This is a genomic window from Streptomyces spinosisporus, assembly GCF_022698145.1.
Classification (GTDB): Bacteria; Actinomycetota; Actinomycetes; order Streptomycetales; family Streptomycetaceae; genus Streptomyces; species Streptomyces spinosisporus.
On sequence record NZ_JALDAX010000005.1, the window covers coordinates 493176 to 509221 of the forward strand.

Sequence of the window (16046 nt, forward strand, 5' to 3'; positions counted from 1 at the left end):
GTGTCTCACCGCACGCGCACGACCAGCGCCGTCGCCACCGCCATCAGGCCCTCGTCGCGGCCCGGGAAACCCAGCCCGTCCGTCGTCGCGCCCGAGACGGAGACCGGTGCTCCCGCCGCCTCAGACAGCAGCTTCTGCGCCTCGTCGCGGCGCTTGCCGATCTTCGGCCGGGGTCCGACGACCTGTACGGCGATGTTGCCGATGCGGAAGCCGGCCTCGCGGACGATCCGGGCGGCCTCCGTGAGCAGCGTGATGCCGGACGCGCCGGACCACTCGGGGCGTCCGGTACCGAAGTGCTGCCCCAGGTCACCGAGTCCGGCGGCGGAGAAGAGCGCGTTGCACGCGGCGTGCGCGACGACGTCCGCGTCGGAGTGACCGGCCAGTCCCGGGCCCTCGCCCTCCCACTTCAGGCCCGCGCACCACAGTTCGCGGCCCTCCTCGAAGGCGTGGATGTCGGTGCCGATGCCGACCTGGGGAAGGATCAGGGGCCCGTCCGGCAGTCCTTCAGAAGCCATCGTTGAGCCTCCTGCGCGCGAGGACCGCCTCGGCCAGGACCAGGTCCAGCGGGCGGGTGACCTTGAAGGCCTCTTCGTGACCGGGGACGAGCAGGACCGTCCGGCCCAGCTTCTCGACCATGCCCGCGTCGTCGGTGACGTCCTCGGTGATCTCTTCGTGGGCGTGGATCAGCGTGGCCCGGTCGAAGCCCTGCGGGGTCTGCACCGCGCGGAGCCTGGCACGCACCGGGGTGGCCACGACGGGTTCCGGCTCGCCCGCGGCCGTCGCCGGCTCGACCTCCTTGACGGTGTCGGCGAGCGGCAGCGCGGGCACGACGGCCGGCGCCCCGGCCCGTACGGCCTCGATGACGGCGTCCACCGTGTCCACCGGCACCAGCGGCCGGGCGGCGTCGTGCACCAGCACGATGTCGTAGTCGGGCGGCAGTGCGTCGAGGCCGAGCTTCACGGACTCCTGGCGGGTCTCGCCGCCGGGGACGACCAGGAAGTCGGTGCGCTCGGGCAGCGCGTGGGCGTCCAGGAGCGACTTGACCTCGGGCGCACCGTCGGGCGGCGCCACGACGACGACCAGGGAGACCGAGCGGGAGGCGGCCATCGCGCGCACCGCGTGGATCAGCATGGGGGTTCCGCCCAGCGCGCGGAGCGCCTTGGGGGCGCCCGGACCGAGGCGTACGCCCCTTCCGGCGGCCGGAATCACGGCAGCTGTGCGGGCTCCCGCAGGCGAAGGGCGCGAATCGTCAGACATCGGTTCCTGTCAGGTTTGTGTGCTCGGCCTGGGTGGGTATGGCCTGGGAAGTGCCGGGCGCGACGCCTTGACCGGACCCTTCCGTGACCCCGGTCGAGCCTGCAGCCCGGGCCCGGCACGCCATCAAGGGGCCCCCACCCTTCGACCGTAGCTTTATGAACGGCGTCAGAGTGCGAACATGCCGCAGCGCCCGGCGACAAAAAACACGTCATCGGGCACCGCGGCATTTCGATGTACTGAGTGCTGAAGCGGGCTTGCGCCTGCGTCAGGTTCAGGACGCGAGAACCTCGTCGAGCAGGGCCTCGGCCTTGTCCTCGTTCGTGTTCTCCGCGAGGGCGAGTTCGCTCACCAGGATCTGGCGGGCCTTGGCGAGCATGCGCTTCTCACCGGCGGACAGTCCGCGCTCGCGCTCACGACGCCACAGGTCACGCACCACTTCCGCGACCTTGATGACATCACCGGAGGCAAGCTTCTCCAGGTTTGCCTTGTATCGACGCGACCAGTTCGTGGGCTCCTCGGCGTACGGCGCGCGCAGCACCTCGAAGACCCGGTCCAGCCCGTCCTGACCGACCACATCACGTACGCCGACGAACTCCGCATTGTCCGCTGGCACACGTACCGTCAGGTCACCCTGGGCGACCTTCAGCACCAAGTAGGTCTTGTCCACGCCTTTGATCTGGCGAGTTTCGATGGCCTCGATCAGCGCGGCCCCGTGATGGGGATAGACCACGGTGTCGCCAACCTTGAACGTCATGTGACAGGTACCCCTTCCGTGGCTATCCAGGGTAACACGGAAACGGCGGGTTCTGAATGGCGTTTTCGCAGGTCAGGGCATATCTCGGGGCTTGACAACAGCAACAGGAACGTGCTGCGCGGCCCTAGCGGAAGAAGGTATTCGCAGGTCGGAGCGGCTCTCCGGGGGAGGGGAAACGCGTACGTTACACACATCCGGAGGCCCTTCAGGGAGGACGAACGTCCTCATATGTCCGGTTCCGAGTGTGCGACTTCCGCTACTCCGTTCGGTGCCATGCGTCTCTTCCGCGTCGAATCCGAAATTGATCACAGAGGCGTCTCCACGTGGCCGGTTGTTCTGCGGCTTGTTCTGCGGCGTGATCAATTCCGGGGGTGATCGCGCATTCCTTCACGGAAATTTTGCGCGCCGTCGTACGACGTATGCCGGACGGTATGCCGGACGGACTTATGTGAATGGCGGACGAGTGTCCGCACTACCGCCTGCCGGGCGATGAGGGGGACCGGAGGGAGGGTCGGGTGCGGTGCCTCGGGAACGGCTCGGTAGCCTAAGGCCGCTGACAGACACTTAGGGCGGCTTTACGGTCGCCACGCTCGAGTCAAGGAGTTGCCGCCGCCGTGAGCAGCAGCCTTCGACGCGGCGCCCTCGCCGCCGCCGCCATCGCGTTCCCGCTCGCCTCGCTCGCCGCCTGCGGTGCCGGCAGCAATGCCCAGACGCTTGAGGTCAAGCCGGACAACGCGGAGACCAGGGTCGGTGACATCAAGGTGCAGAACGCCCTGGTCATCACCCAGCCCGACATCGAGGCGACCGGTCCGGCCGTGGTCGCGGCCACCCTCTTCAACAACGGTGACACCGCGCAGACGCTGGACTCGGTCACTCTCGCGAACGTCGACCAGACCGCCCAGCTCAAGCCCGCCAAGGGCAACGGCAAGGTCGTCGTCCCGGCGCACGGCTCCGTGGTGATCGGCGGCAAGGGCAACGCCACCGCCGTCCTGCCCAACGGGCGCGAGGCGGTTCAGGACGGCAGCGTGCGCAAGGTGACCTTCACCTTCAGCTCCACCGGCGCCGTCAGCCTGCAGGCCTTCGTGGTTCCGGCCGACAGCTACTTCAGCAAGTGGGGCCCGAGCGACATCCCGTCGGCCGGCGCGACGAACACGGCGTCCAAGACCCCCAAGCCGGGCAAGAGCGCCACGGGCACCGCCACGCCGACCGGCACGGCCACGCCCACCGGCACGGCCTCCTCGGCGAACACCCCCGACTCCTCGGCCACCCCGACGGACGCGGCTTCCGCCAGCGTGTCGCCGTCCGGCCAGTAGGCGGCCCTGCGGCGCCTGTACCGCCGTAGCGGAAAGCCGTAGCGGAAAAAGGGCGGGACCTCTTCGTGAGGTCCCGCCCTTTCCACTGTCCACTGCCGTGTTGCGCCACGGCCCGCGGTCTTTCTACGGCTCGAACTTGTACCCGAGGCCGCGGACCGTGACCAGGTAGCGCGGGGCGCCCGGGTCCGGCTCGATCTTGGCGCGCAGGCGCTTGACGTGGACGTCGAGGGTCTTGGTGTCGCCCACGTAGTCGGCGCCCCAGACCCGGTCGATGAGCTGCATACGGGTCAGGACGCGGCCGGCGTTGCGCAGCAGCATCTCCAGCAGGTCGAACTCCTTGAGGGGCAGGTCGACCTTGGAGCCGGAGACCGTGACCACATGGCGGTCCACGTCCATGCGGACCGGACCGGCCTCCAGGGCGGCCGGGGTGACCTCCTCGGGCTCGCCGCGGCGGCGCAGGACGGCCCGGATGCGGGCGACCAGCTCACGCGACGAGAAGGGCTTGGTGACATAGTCGTCGGCTCCTATTTCGAGACCGACAACCTTGTCGATCTCGCTGTCCTTGGCCGTCACCATGATCACGGGGACGTTGGAGCGGCCGCGCAGCTGGCGGCACACCTCCGTGCCGGGCAGCCCCGGCAGCATCAGGTCGAGGAGGACGAGGTCGGCGCCGTTGCGCTCGAACTCGTCGAGTCCGTCGGGGCCCGTGGCCGCGATGGCGACCTCGAAGCCCTCCTTGCGGAGCATGTACGACAGGGCGTCGGAGAAGGACTCCTCGTCCTCGACGACAAGCACTCGGGTCACGGAAGGACCTCCGGGGCGGGAAGCGATTCGTACGGGGATGACTGGGGGGTGGTGCGGTCGGCCTCGTCGTCGAGATCGTCCGGGTCGGGATGCTGGTGCGCGCGGTCGCGGGCGGCCCCCGCCTCCGGCAGCCTCAGGGTGAACGTGGAGCCCTGACCCTCCGAGCTCCACACCGTGACCTCCCCGCCGTGCGAGGCGGCCACGTGCTTGACGATCGCCAGCCCCAGGCCCGTACCACCGGTGGCCCGGGAACGAGCGGGGTCGACGCGGTAGAAGCGCTCGAAGACGCGCTCCTTGTCCTTCTCCGAGATGCCGATGCCCTGGTCGGTCACGGCGATCTCGATGTGCTCTCCGCCGGGGGCGGTCACCCGGCGGGCGGCTATGCCGACACGGGTGCGGGACGGGCTGTAGTTGACGGCGTTCTCCACCAGGTTGCCGAGGGCGGCGGCCAGCTGGCCCCTGTTCCCCCACACGTGCAGGTCGGCGGTGCCGCCGGCGGCCATCGTGATCTGCTTGGTGCCGGCCTGGTGGCGGCAGCGGTCGATCGCCTCCGCGACCAGTTCGTCCACGCGGACGGGCTCGGCGTCCTCCAGCGGGTCGTCGTTCTGCACCCGGGAGAGGTCGATCAGCTCCTGCACCAGGTTGGTGAGGCGTGTGGCCTCGATCTGCATACGGCCGGCGAAGCGCTCCACGGCCTCCGGGTCGTCGGAGGCGTCCATGACGGCCTCGGACAGCAGGGAGAGGGCGCCGACCGGAGTCTTCAGCTCATGGCTCACGTTCGCGACGAAGTCGCGCCTGACCGCCTCGATGCGGCGGGCCTCGGTCAGGTCCTCGACCAGCAGGAGCACCAGCCGGGAGCCGAGGGGGGCGACCCGCGCGGAGACGGCGAGTGCCTCGCCGCGCCCGGTCCCCCGCCGCGGCAGGTCCAGCTCCACCTGGCGTATCTCTCCGTCCCGCCGGGTGTCCCTGGCCATCTGCAGCATCGGCTCGACCGAGAGGCGGCCGCCGCGGACCAGTCCGAGGGCGTACGCCGCCGAGCTGGCCTTGACGACCGTGTCCGCCTCGTCGAGGACCACGGCCGAGGAGCGGAGCACGGACAGGACGGTGTCCACACCCGGCGGAAGCACCGGGTCCGTGTGCAGGGAGGTACGAGTGGGGCGCTTCTGCTCCCGCTCGCTCCAGCGGAACGCCAGCATGGCGATCACGCCGGTGAGCACCCCGGCGATCGCTGCCGCTGCGGCGACCGCCGCGTTCACGTCCATGCGTCCAGGTTAGGCATGGCCTACGACATCCCCACAGCCGTCGAGGTGCGACCTCGAACACTCGTCGCCCAGAGTTCACCTTGGAGCCAGTATTGGTTCATTTGGGGTGGCGGAAAACGACGCGTACAAGCCGGAACGTGGGAGCGTTGGGTGCGAAGCGCCGGCTCTTGGACGACGACGGACGCAGGCTTCCTGCCCCGGCAGCCCCGAAGAACACGTAAGAGAGGGATCCCTGATGCGGGACGCGTACCACGAGGAACTGGACTCGATCGGCGACGGTCTGGTGGACATGGCCCGGCTCGTCGGGTCGGCGATCGGGCGCGCCACGACCGCCATCCTCGACTCCGATCTGAAGCTGGCCGAGAGTGTCATCGAGGCCGACAAGAAGGTCGACGAACTGCAGCACGACCTGGAGGCCCGGGCCATAGCCCTGCTGGCCCGCCAGCAGCCGGTGGCCACCGATCTCCGTATCGTCGTCACCTCGCTGCGGATGTCGGCCGACCTGGAGCGCTCGGGCGACCTGGCCCAGCACGTCGCCAAGCTCGCGCGGCTCCGCTTCCCGGAGCGCGCGATCCCGCACGACCTGCACGCCACCATCCTGGAGATGGGGCAGCTCGCGCAGCGTCTGATGGCGAAGGCGGCCGAGGTCATCGTCACCAAGGACGTCGACCTGGCCATGCAGCTGGAGCAGGACGACGACGAGATGGACCTGCTGCACCGCACCCTCTTCCAGCATCTGCTGGACGACCGCTGGCAGCACGGCATCGAGACGGCGGTGGACGTCACCCTGATCGGCCGCTACTACGAGCGGTACGCCGACCACGCGGTGGCCGTCGCCAAGCGCGTGGTGTTCCTGGTGACGGGTGAGCACGCGGACGAGCTGCAGCCCGACATCCAGCCGGAGATCCAGGCGGTGGCCGGGGGCGAGGGGGCGTAAAGCCGGAGGGTGGGGCGTGTGGGCGCCACAATGCGCCGTTGATGCGCCCAGCGGAACGGGCATGCAATGGGCGAAGGCACCAGTCCCCAGGTCTGGTGCCAGCCTCTAGGTCTCCGGGAGGACCCATGGCCGAAGCCCCCACCCCGCCCGACCCGACGCAGGAGCGCGAGACGGAACAGCCCGCCGAGATCAAGAGCCTCCCGCTCTTCGGCGCATGCGGCTGCGGCTCGGGCTGCGGCTGCGGCTGCCAGTCGGGCAATGCGTGCCAGTGCGGTTGACCGAGGTCGGCCGGTTTGCGTGCTGAGGGGCTCCGGTGGTGGCATCGGGGCCCCTCCGTCATGTCCCGGAGAGTCATGTCCCGGCAGAGCCATGTCCCCCGGCGGCCTGCCGGGTTTCCCGTGCGGTCGGGCCGGGCGAGCTGGTCGAGCCTGTCCCGCCGGTCCAGCCGGTCCAGCCGGTCCCGCCGGTCCCGCCGGTCCAGCCGGTCCAGCCGGTCCAGCCAGCCAGAAGATCGAGTGCCTGGCGCTCGGGTGAGTCGGGCTCGGGAGAGTAGACGGTGATACGGAGGCCGGGGTCAGCGGGCAGATCGAGGGCCTCGTAGGGCAGGGCCAGGTCCCCGACGAGCGGGTGGTGGAGTCGCTTCACGCCGGAGCGGGAGAACTTCACGTCGTGCCTGGCCCAACGCCGGGCGAAGTCATCACTCTTGGTGGAGAGCTCGCCGATCAGGCCCATCAGCCCCTTGTCCTGGGGCGAGCGGCCGGTCTCGGTGCGCAGGAAGGCGACCGAGTCGTTGGCGGCCTTCTCCCACTCGGGCCAGAAATCGGCGGAACCAGGATCGAGGAACAGGAACCGCGCGGTGTTGACCGGACCACGTTGCGCGAACAACGGGGAATCGTAGACCGGGGCATACAGAGCCCGGCCGAGGGAGTTGGCGGCGACGATGTCGAACCGCGCGTTGCGGATGTAGGCCGGCAGGTCGGTCATCGCGTCGAGCACCCGCAGAACCACCGGTCGGATCCGCCCCGTCGCCGCAGGTGGCCGGCGCTCGGATCCCGTGGCCGCGCGGGCAAGGTCGTAGAGGTGGGCCCGCTCGGCGTCGTCGAGCTGGAGCGCGTCGGACAAGGAGTCCAGCACCGCGTCCGAGGCGCCCCTGAGGTTCCCGCGCTCCAGGCGGATGTAGTAGTCGACGCTCATCCCGGCCAGCAGGGCGACCTCCTCCCGGCGCAGCCCGGTCACACGTCGATTGCCACCGAACACGGGCAGCCCTGCCCGCTGGGGCGTCATGCGGGCGCGGCGGGTGGAGAGGAATTCCCGCACCTCGTCGGCCTGCCCATGCCTGTCGCTGTCGGTCACCTCATCACCGTAGGTCGTACGGCGGTGGGCCGGGAGGTACTGCCGTTACCCGGAAGAGCAGTGACTCCCGCCCGCATGCGCGTACGGGTTGCATGGCAGCCCCGCAGGACACCCAGAAAGGCGTCAAGTGATGGACGACCGATTCACGGCGCATGCAGAACTCTTCGATCTCAGCGGAAAGCGCGCGCTCGTCACCGGTGGCACCAGAGGTATCGGGATGATGATCGCGCGTGGCCTGCTCCAGGCGGGCGCCCGCGTGGTGATCAGCTCACGCAACGCGGAAGCGTGCGCTCAGGCGCAGGAACAGCTCTCCGCGTTCGGTGAGGTGCGGGCCATCCCCGCCGACCTGTCCCGCCACGACGAGTGCCGTCGACTGTCCGGGCTCATCACGGCCGACTCGGAGCGTGTCGACATCCTCGTCAACAACGCGGGCGCCCTGTGGGACGAGCCGCTGGAGACGTTCCCGGACGAGGCCTGGGACACGGTCGTCGACCTCAACCTGAAGGCGCCGTTCTGGCTGGTCCAGTCGTTGCTGCCGGCGCTTCGCAAGGCGGGCACCGCCGACGATCCCGCGCGGATCATCAACATCGGCAGCATCGCCGCCATCCACATTCCCCAGCGGCCCAACTACTCGTACTCCAGCAGCAAGGCGGCAGTGCACCAACTCACCAGAGTGCTCGCCAAGGAACTGGGACCGCAGCACATCACCGTGAACGCCGTGGCACCGGGACCGTTCCCGTCCACGATGATGGCCGCCACCCTCGCCGAGCTGGGCGAGGCGATCGCAGCGTCGGCCCCACTACGCCGAATCGGCCGCGACGACGACATGGCGGGTGTCGCCGTATTCCTCGCAAGCCGGGCCGGCGCATACCTGACGGGCACCGTGATCCCGGTCGACGGGGGCATCGCTACGACCGCCTAGGCAATCCGGGTACGGGCTCATCCGGGCCCCAGTCGACGACACAAGCCCCCTGCTCGCGGAGAACCCGCAGGCAGGGGGCTTGATCCGTACCGCTTACTTCTTCTTGCCTTGGTTCTTGACCGCCTCGATCGCTGCCGCTGCCGCCTCCGGGTCGAGGTAGGTGCCGCCCGGGGTGAGGGGGCGGAAGTCGGCGTCGAGTTCGTAGGAGAGGGGGATGCCCGTCGGGATGTTCAGGCCCGCGATGTCGGCGTCCGAGATGTTGTCCAGGTGCTTGACCAGGGCGCGGAGGCTGTTGCCGTGGGCGGCGACGAGGACCGTGCGGCCGGCCAGGAGGTCGGGGACGATGCCGTCGTACCAGTACGGGAGCATGCGGTGCACCACGTCCTTGAGGCACTCCGTGCGCGGGCGCAGCTCCGGCGGGATGGAGGCGTAGCGCGGGTCGTCCGACTGGGAGAACTCCGTGCCGTCCTCGAGCGGGGGCGGCGGGGTGTCGTACGAGCGGCGCCACAGCATGAACTGCTCCTCGCCGAACTCCGCGAGGGTCTGCGCCTTGTCCTTGCCCTGGAGAGCGCCGTAGTGGCGCTCGTTCAGGCGCCACGAGCGGTGGACCGGGATCCAGTGGCGGTCCGCGGACTCCAGCGCCAGCTGGGCCGTGCGGATCGCGCGCTTCTGGAGGGACGTGTGGACCACGTCGGGGAGAAGATCGGCGTCCTTCAGGAGCTCGCCACCGCGGACCGCCTCCTTCTCGCCCTTCTCGTTGAGGTTCACGTCCACCCAGCCGGTGAACAGGTTCTTCGCGTTCCACTCGCTCTCGCCGTGGCGGAGGAGGATCAGCTTGTACGGTGCGTCGGCCATGCCTCAGAGCGTAATCCACGCATTCGGCCCCACAGCAGGCCCGCCCATCAGCCGGACAGTTGACTGGATCCGTTAATTGAGTGGCCGACGGCGGCGAAGGATTCGTAAGGTGTGCCTGCCCAGCGGGGCACTTACATGCACGCGTGCGTGCGTTCTTCGTCGTGGGGAAGCGTGGGGGAGACAGATGGCCATCGCCGGTCTGAGACGTGCCATCCGGGAGAGCGTCTCGGGACTCCCCCGCGAGTTCTGGTGGCTGTGGACCAGCACCCTCGTCAACCGGCTCGGCGCCTTCGTCGCCACCTTCATGGCCCTGTATCTGACGGTCGACCGCGGATACTCCGCCTCCTACGCCGGTCTCGTCGCCTCCCTGCACGGCCTCGGCGGCGTCGTCTCCTCGCTGGGGGCGGGCGTGATGACCGACCGGCTCGGCAGGCGCCCCACCCTGCTGATCGCCCAGTCCTCCACCGCCGCCTCGGTCGCCCTGCTCGGCTTCATGCAGCACCCGGTCGCCATCGCCGCGGTCGCGTTCCTGGTGGGCATGGCGTCGAACGCCTCGCGGCCCGCCGTGCAGGCGATGATGGCCGACATCGTGCGGCCCGAGGACCGGGTGCGCGCCTTCTCCCTGAACTACTGGGCCATCAACCTCGGCTTCGCCGTCTCCTCCATGGCCGCCGGGTTCATCGCCGAGGTCAGCTATCTCGCCGGGTTCCTGATCGAGGCGGGCATGACGGCCGTCTGCGCCGTCGTGGTGTTCCTGAAGCTGCCCGAGTCCCGGCCGCAGCGCACGGCGAAGGACCTGGCGACCGGCGAGGCCGCGGACGAGGTCGGGCTCGGCACCGTGCTGCGCGACGGGCGCTACATGGGCGTCGTCGGCCTGTCCTTCCTCGTCGCCGTCGTCTTCCAGCAGGGCGCGGTCGGGCTGCCGGTCGCGATGGGCGAGGCCGGGTTCACCCCCGCCGACTACGGCATGGCGATCGCCGTCAACGGCATCCTGATCGTGGCGCTGCAGATCCCCGTCACCCGGCTCATCGAGAGCCGGGACCCGCGGCGGCTGCTCGTCGTCTCGTCGCTCCTGGCCGGCTACGGCTTCGGGCTCACCGCCTTCGCCGGGTCGGTCGGCCTCTTCGCGCTCACCGTGTGCGTGTGGACGCTCGCCGAGATCGTCAACGCACCGACGCAGACCAGCCTGGTCGTCCGCCTCTCCCCGGTGCACGGCCGCGGCCGCTACCAGGGCATGTACACCCTCTCCTGGTCCCTCGCCGCGCTCGTCGCTCCCCTGGTGTCCGGCCTGGTCATCGACCGCTTGGGGGCCGAGTGGCTGTGGGGGCTGTGCGCGGTCGTCGGCACGGTGGCGGCGGTCGGCTACGGCGTCCTGATGCGGCGCCTCCCGACGGCGACGACGGCCACCGCGGTGCCCGCCACCACCACCGGAGCGGCCGAGGTCTCCGCGAGCTGAAGCCCCACCAAGGCCCCCCGCAAAACCTCACGGATGCATCCGCGCCCCCTTGATCACCTTGTCCACCGCGTTCTTCGGTCCGTACACCGCCAGCCCCACCAGGTCCAGGTCGTCCGTGTGGACGGCCCGCACCGCCGCCCGGTTGTCGCGGTCGTTGCCCGTGGTGAACAGGTCGGAGGTGAAGAGTGAGCGCGGCAGGGCCCGGGACAGCGCCCGGCGGTGGGCCGCCGACAGGGTCTCCTTGGTGCCCTCGAAGACCAGCACGGGCTGGCGGAACATCGGCAGGTACTGCACGTCGTCCGCGTCCGCGTAGGGCTCGCCGATCACCTCGGGGATCTGGCTGCCGAGGCCGCTGACCAGGAACGCGGTGACGTTCAGGCGCTGCCAGGGCTCCAGGTCCTCGCGCAGCAGGACGGCGATCTTGGTGTCGAAACGGATGGGTGCGTCGTCGCTCATACTCCGAGACTGCCGACCGGACCGCGCGCACGTCTTGTACGTTCTTTGCATGGCCCCGCAGCACTCGGCCAAGCAGCCCTCGGCCAAGCAGCCCTCGGCCCCGCAGCCGGAAGTCTCCGCCTGGCGGCCCCGTGTATCCGGCGTCGTCGAGGTCTTCCACGCCCACTTCACCGAGTACGCCTACCCGATGCACGTCCACGAGGCATGGACGGTGCTGATCGTGGACGACGGCGCCGTACGGTACGACCTGGAGCGCCACCGGCACGGCACCCCCCTCGACACGGTCTCGCTGCTGCCGCCGCACGTCCCGCACAACGGCTCCCCCGCCACCCCGCGCGGGTTCCGCAAGCGTGTCCTGTATCTCGACGACACCCGTATCCCCGACGACCTCATCGGCGCCGCCGTGGACCACCCCGACCTGCGCGATCCCGTGCTGCGGACACGCGTCGGCCAGTTGCACGCGGCCCTGGCGCACGCCGGGGACGAGCTGGAGGCCGAGAGCCGGCTGACGCTGATCGAGGAGCGGCTGCGCGGCCATCTGCGGCCGCGCGACGTCGCCGACGTACCCCGCTCCGACCCCGCCCTCGCCCGCCGGCTGCGCGAACTACTCGACGAGCACGTCGTCGACGGCCTCACCCTGGACGAGGCAGCGGCCCTCGTCCACGCCCACCCCGCCCATCTGGTACGGGCGTTCAGCACCGCGTACGGCATCGCGCCGCACCAGTATCTGAACTCCCGGCGCGTCGACCGGGCCCGCCGTCTGCTGCTCGACGGCCGGCCCGCGGGCGAGGTCGCCTCCGCGACCGGGTTCTTCGACCAGTCCCATCTGACCCGGCACTTCCGGAAGTTGGTGGGGGTCACACCGGGCCACTACTCCCGCACCACGCGCGGCTGACCCCCATCAGCACACCGGGCTGCCTACAACTCCCGCTGCGCCTCGTACAGGTTGCGCGGCCTGACCGCGTCCGTCGTGGGATACAGCTCCAGCCGTGCGTGCAGATCGCCCGTGAAGTCGGGGACGTCGATCTGGTCGAACTCCTTGACCTCGTCGACGCCGACGGTGGCGGAGTACGGGGCCAGGCCGTCGATCTTCACCAGGCCGGCCCTGCCGTTGGTCACGCGGATGTTCCAGTGGGTGAACCGGGCGCCGAAGAGCGGGCCGGCGCTCGCGTCGCCGCCGTGGCGGCCGTTGTTGTTCACCGTGATGTCGGTGCGGACGTTGGCGAAGGGCAGACCGCGGTGGCTGTCGAAGGTGCCCATCCGCATGTCGCCGCGGGACCAGACGTTGTGGGAGGACAGGCCCTCGACGTTGATGCCGTGCAGCTGGGTGTCGGCGGGGGCCGGGACGGTGCGCTCCTCGATGGTGAAGTCCTCGATCAGGTTGTCGTGCGAGCCCTCGCGGCAGAAGTAGGGGTGGTGCTCGCCGCGTCCTCCGACCCGGGTGCGGCGCAGCGTGCACGCGGACGCGGCCACCAGGCCGAAGCCGTTGTCCACGTCCCGGACGCTGACGTCGTCCACCCAGCAGTCGTACGCGCACTGCAGCACGACGCCGTTGTAGCCCTTGTCGAGCAGGTGCGGGGACTGCGGGGTCGGGATCGCCTGCAGCGTGAGGCCCTCGACGCCGGAACCCGTCAACTCACGTACGTGTGTGGTGAGTCGGGGGTCCCATTCGGGGCGCACATCCAGCGGGAGCGGGCGTTCCAGGGTGACGGTGCGGCCGTGGACGCGGGTGATGCGCACGGGCCACTCGTGGGGGACGTAGCTCAGGAGCTTGGTCTTGTCGTCCCAGTAGTACGCCGCCGGGCCGGGGCCGCCGCCCGCCATGTGCTGCAGAAGCGTGTGGGTGGGGTCGTCGGTCAGGCGGAGCAGGACCAGGGCGCCGGGGCGCAGGCGGGAGGGGTCGGCGACCTTGATCGTCCAGGAGCCCTGGCGGGCCGGCTCGATCGCCGTGAGCGTCTCCCACTCGTCCCGCTTGTTGCCGGTCCAGCCCTCGAAGGGCCAGGCCTGCGCCTTGATGGCGGCGACCAGGGAGTCCCAACGGGCCTGTGGCGCCAGCCAGATGAGGCCGCCCGCCCAGGACCAGGACGACTTGGTGCCGCCGTAGCGGGAGCCGTAGGGGCCGATCAGTTCGGTGAGGTTCTTCGTGGCGTAGAGCGTCGTGCGGCCGCTTCCGGCGCCGCGCAGCACCACGTTGTCGTACCCGATCCGGATCAGGTCGTCGATGCGGAAGGTGCCGGGCGGGATGGTGACCGTGCCACCGCCGGCCCTACCGGCGGCGGCGATGGCACGGTTGATCGCGGGGGCGGAGTCGGTGGTGCCGTCCGCCACGGCTCCGTAGTCGCGTACGTCCGCCACGACGGGCCGCCGGGGGAAGCGCGTGGCCCCGCCGCGGAAGCCGACCCGCCCGACGTACGGGATCTGCGGGTGGGTGTACGGGGTGCGGGTGAACTCGCGCCAGAGGGTGGGGACTTGGCCGCCGCGCGTCGGGGCGGCGAGAGCGGGCGTGCCGGTCGCCGCGGCGGCGGCCACCGCGGTGGCCGTGACGAGAAGGCTGCGTCTGGTGATGCCGTGGTGCGCCGTGCTCATTCCGTACGCCCTTTCCATGCGGCTGCGGGTGCGGCTTTGGGTGCGGCATTTCATGGATGTGAACGGTGTTCATGTGTGCGTTGGGCGTGAGCATGGCATGCAGCCCCCGGGGCAGGGAAGAGTCCTGCAGGGGTTGATCGAGCGCGACAGTCGCGCTAGTCAGCCGGGCGCTGGGTCAGGTGCGTGAACGCGTCCAGGTTGCGGGTCGATTCGCCGCGCGACACCCGCCACTCGTACTCCTTGCGGATCGCGGACGCGAAGCCGAGTTCCAGGAGGGTGTTGAAGCTGCCGTCCGCCGCTTCGAGGACCTGGCCGAGGAGGCGGTCGAGCTCGTCGGCGGTGATGGCGGCCAGCGGGAGCTTGCCGGTGACGTAGATGTCGCCGAGCCGGTCGACGGCGTAACTCACGCCGTACAGCTTGAGGTTGCGCTCCAGGAGCCAGCGGTGGACGCCGGGTTCGTTCTCGTCGGGGTGGCGGATGACAAAGGCGTTCAGGGAGAGGGAGTGGCGGCCGACGAGGAGCGAGACGGTCGTCTTCAGCTTCCGGGTGCCCGGGAGCTGCACGACGTAGTTGCCCTCCGCGGGGCTCTCCCATTCGAGTTCCGCGTCCTTGAGGACGCCCTCGATCACCTGGGCCGCGTTCTGTGCATCAGCCATGGTGGGAGCGTACGCGACGGCGGTGCGCCTGCATCGCGGCCGTGTAGACGTCCGCCGTCGCGGCGGCCGCGGTGTCCCAGCCGAAGCACTGCGCATGCCGAGCGGCCTGCCCGCCCATGCGGGTCAGCAGGGCCGGGTCGCCGGCGAAGCCGGCCAGTGCGCGCGCGTAGTCGGCGGGGTTGTGGCCGCGTACGAGGACACCGGTCCGTCCGTCCTGGACGGCCACCGGGAGTCCGCCGACGGATGCCGCCAGTACGGGGGTGCCGGCGGCCTGCGCCTCGATCGCCACCAGGCCGAAGGACTCGCTGTACGACGGCATGACCAGGACGGAGGCCGCCCGGAACCAGTCCGCCAGCTGTTCCTGGTTCACGGGCGGACGGAAGCGTACGACGTCGGCGATGCCGAGGCGGGCGGCGAGTTTCTGCAGGCCCTCGGGCTTGGCGAGGCCACTGCCGCTGGGGCCGCCGACGATCGGGACCACGATGCGCGAGCGCAGCTCGGGGCGCTCGTCGAGGAGCGTCGCCACGGCGCGCAGGAGGATGTCGGGGGCCTTGAGGGGCTGGATACGGCCCGCGAAGAGGGGGATGAGGGCGTCCTGCGGGAGGTCGAGGCGGGCGCGGGCCGCCGCGCGGCCGTCGGCGGGGCGGAAGCGGTCGAGGTTCACGCCGGGGTGGACGACGGCGACCTTGGCGGGGTCGGCGCTGTAGTGGCGTACGAGTTCGTCGGCCTCTTCGGCGGTGTTGGCGATGAGGCGGTCGGCCGCGTCCACGATCTGGGTCTCGCCGATGACGCGGGCTGCGGGTTCGGGGGTGTCGCCGTCGGCGAGGTTGGCGTTCTTGACCTTGGCCATGGTGTGCATGGCGTGCACGAGGGGGGCGCCCCAGCGTTGGGCGGCGAGCCAGCCGACGTGGCCGGAGAGCCAGTAGTGGGAGTGGACGAGGTCGTAGTAGCCGGGGCGGTGGCCTGCCCAGGCCTGCATCACGCCGTGGGTGAAGGCGCAGAGCTGGGCCGGGAGCTCCTCCTTGGCGAGGCCTTCATAGGGGCCCGCGTCGATGTGGCGGACGAGGACGCCGGGGGCGAGGTCCACGGTCGGGGGGAGGGCGGCGGCGGTGGAGCGGGTGAAGATCTCCACCTCGATGTTGATGGCGGCGAGGCGCTGCGCTAGCTCGACGATGTAGACGTTCATGCCGCCGGCGTCGCCGGTGCCGGGCTGGTGCAGGGGGGAGGTGTGCACGGAGAGCATGGCTACGCGGCGGGGGCGGCGGTGGAGCCTGAGCCGTGGGGGCGTTGACTGGGAGCGACGCCCGAGCCTGCTGACGTACTGGCTCACGTGTCCTCCTTGTGCGGGCATGCCGGGGGGAGGGTGTGGGGTGCCCTCCGTGGGAGCAACGGTGGAGGGGCGGGTTCCCATTCCGGGCGGGGTTAATTTTGCCTA

The 16046-nt window shown here is 70.3% G+C and carries 17 protein-coding genes; 6 read left to right on the plus strand and 11 right to left on the minus strand.

Features of this window, described 5'->3' with window-relative positions; translation table 11 throughout:
* Positions 1-5: 5 nt before the first annotated feature.
* The 3 genes from ispF to MQN93_RS16850 all read right to left on the minus strand — a co-directional run bounded on the left by ispF (position 6) and on the right by MQN93_RS16850 (position 2011).
* Positions 6-515 (minus strand): 2-C-methyl-D-erythritol 2,4-cyclodiphosphate synthase, encoded by a 510-nt coding sequence (ispF, locus tag MQN93_RS16840; RefSeq protein ID WP_016436741.1) that lies wholly within the window; start codon positions 513-515, stop codon positions 6-8.
* Entirely contained in the window at positions 505-1257 is a 753-nt protein-coding gene (ispD, locus tag MQN93_RS16845) for a 2-C-methyl-D-erythritol 4-phosphate cytidylyltransferase (protein ID WP_016436742.1), read from the minus strand. The genes ispF and ispD overlap by 11 nt, the downstream gene beginning before the upstream one ends.
* 271 nt (positions 1258-1528) lie before the next feature.
* Positions 1529-2011, minus strand: a complete 483-nt coding sequence (locus tag MQN93_RS16850; protein WP_003953493.1) for a CarD family transcriptional regulator — start codon at positions 2009-2011, stop codon at positions 1529-1531.
* A gap of 614 nt (positions 2012-2625) precedes the next feature.
* Between MQN93_RS16850 and MQN93_RS16855 the strand changes: the two genes are divergently transcribed.
* Positions 2626-3324, plus strand: a complete 699-nt coding sequence (locus MQN93_RS16855) for a copper chaperone PCu(A)C domain-containing protein (protein WP_016436743.1) — start codon at positions 2626-2628, stop codon at positions 3322-3324.
* Between the two features lie 123 nt (positions 3325-3447).
* On the opposite strand, the gene phoP is transcribed toward MQN93_RS16855, so the two are convergent.
* Entirely contained in the window at positions 3448-4119 is a 672-nt protein-coding gene (gene phoP, locus MQN93_RS16860; RefSeq protein ID WP_005476807.1) for a two-component system response regulator PhoP, read from the minus strand.
* 5 nt (positions 4120-4124) lie between these two features.
* Positions 4125-5390 carry a two-component system sensor histidine kinase PhoR gene (gene phoR / locus MQN93_RS16865; protein ID WP_242710095.1) on the minus strand — a complete coding sequence of 422 codons (1266 nt, stop codon included), beginning with the start codon at positions 5388-5390 and terminating at the stop codon, positions 4125-4127.
* A 235-nt stretch (positions 5391-5625) separates the two neighbouring features.
* Here phoR and phoU point away from each other — a divergent pair, with 235 nt between their 5' ends.
* Positions 5626-6327, plus strand: coding sequence for a phosphate signaling complex protein PhoU (phoU, locus tag MQN93_RS16870; protein WP_016436745.1), 702 nt, complete (start codon positions 5626-5628; stop codon positions 6325-6327).
* A gap of 125 nt (positions 6328-6452) precedes the next feature.
* A complete protein-coding gene (locus tag MQN93_RS16875; RefSeq protein WP_016436746.1) occupies positions 6453-6605 on the plus strand; it encodes a hypothetical protein in 153 nt (50 codons plus the stop codon).
* 73 nt (positions 6606-6678) lie between these two features.
* Here the strand turns inward: MQN93_RS16875 and MQN93_RS16880 are convergent, their stop codons facing one another.
* Entirely contained in the window at positions 6679-7680 is a 1002-nt protein-coding gene (locus tag MQN93_RS16880; RefSeq protein ID WP_242710096.1) for a helix-turn-helix transcriptional regulator, read from the minus strand.
* Positions 7681-7807: 127 nt separating this feature from the next.
* Between MQN93_RS16880 and MQN93_RS16885 the strand changes: the two genes are divergently transcribed.
* On the plus strand, positions 7808-8602 hold the full coding sequence (locus MQN93_RS16885) for an SDR family oxidoreductase (RefSeq protein WP_308404336.1): 795 nt from the start codon (positions 7808-7810) through the stop codon (positions 8600-8602).
* A 93-nt stretch (positions 8603-8695) separates the two neighbouring features.
* Here the strand turns inward: MQN93_RS16885 and MQN93_RS16890 are convergent, their stop codons facing one another.
* Positions 8696-9457, minus strand: coding sequence for a phosphoglyceromutase (locus MQN93_RS16890; RefSeq protein WP_016436749.1), 762 nt, complete (start codon positions 9455-9457; stop codon positions 8696-8698).
* A gap of 184 nt (positions 9458-9641) precedes the next feature.
* On the opposite strand from MQN93_RS16890, the gene MQN93_RS16895 reads away from it, so the two are divergent.
* The gene (locus MQN93_RS16895) at positions 9642-10913 is read left to right on the plus strand and encodes an MDR family MFS transporter (RefSeq protein ID WP_242710098.1); all 1272 of its coding nucleotides are present in this window, start codon (positions 9642-9644) and stop codon (positions 10911-10913) included.
* 27 nt (positions 10914-10940) lie between these two features.
* Here the strand turns inward: MQN93_RS16895 and MQN93_RS16900 are convergent, their stop codons facing one another.
* Positions 10941-11369, minus strand: coding sequence for a DUF2000 domain-containing protein (locus MQN93_RS16900; RefSeq protein WP_242710099.1), 429 nt, complete (start codon positions 11367-11369; stop codon positions 10941-10943).
* Between the two features lie 49 nt (positions 11370-11418).
* On the opposite strand from MQN93_RS16900, the gene MQN93_RS16905 reads away from it, so the two are divergent.
* Positions 11419-12264, plus strand: coding sequence for a helix-turn-helix transcriptional regulator (locus MQN93_RS16905; RefSeq protein ID WP_242710100.1), 846 nt, complete (start codon positions 11419-11421; stop codon positions 12262-12264).
* Positions 12265-12287: 23 nt separating this feature from the next.
* Here MQN93_RS16905 and MQN93_RS16910 read toward each other — a convergent pair whose 3' ends face one another.
* From MQN93_RS16910 to mshA, 3 genes are all read right to left on the minus strand, one after another.
* Positions 12288-13955: a glycosyl hydrolase family 28-related protein gene (locus MQN93_RS16910; RefSeq protein WP_242710101.1), complete on the minus strand. Its 1668-nt coding sequence runs from the start codon at positions 13953-13955 to the stop codon at positions 12288-12290.
* Positions 13956-14110: 155 nt separating this feature from the next.
* Positions 14111-14611, minus strand: a complete 501-nt coding sequence (locus MQN93_RS16915; RefSeq protein ID WP_016436754.1) for a type III secretion system chaperone family protein — start codon at positions 14609-14611, stop codon at positions 14111-14113.
* On the minus strand, positions 14604-15941 hold the full coding sequence (gene mshA, locus MQN93_RS16920) for a D-inositol-3-phosphate glycosyltransferase (RefSeq protein WP_242710102.1): 1338 nt from the start codon (positions 15939-15941) through the stop codon (positions 14604-14606). Before mshA ends, MQN93_RS16915 begins: the two co-directional genes overlap by 8 nt.
* Positions 15942-16046: the final 105 nt, after the last annotated feature.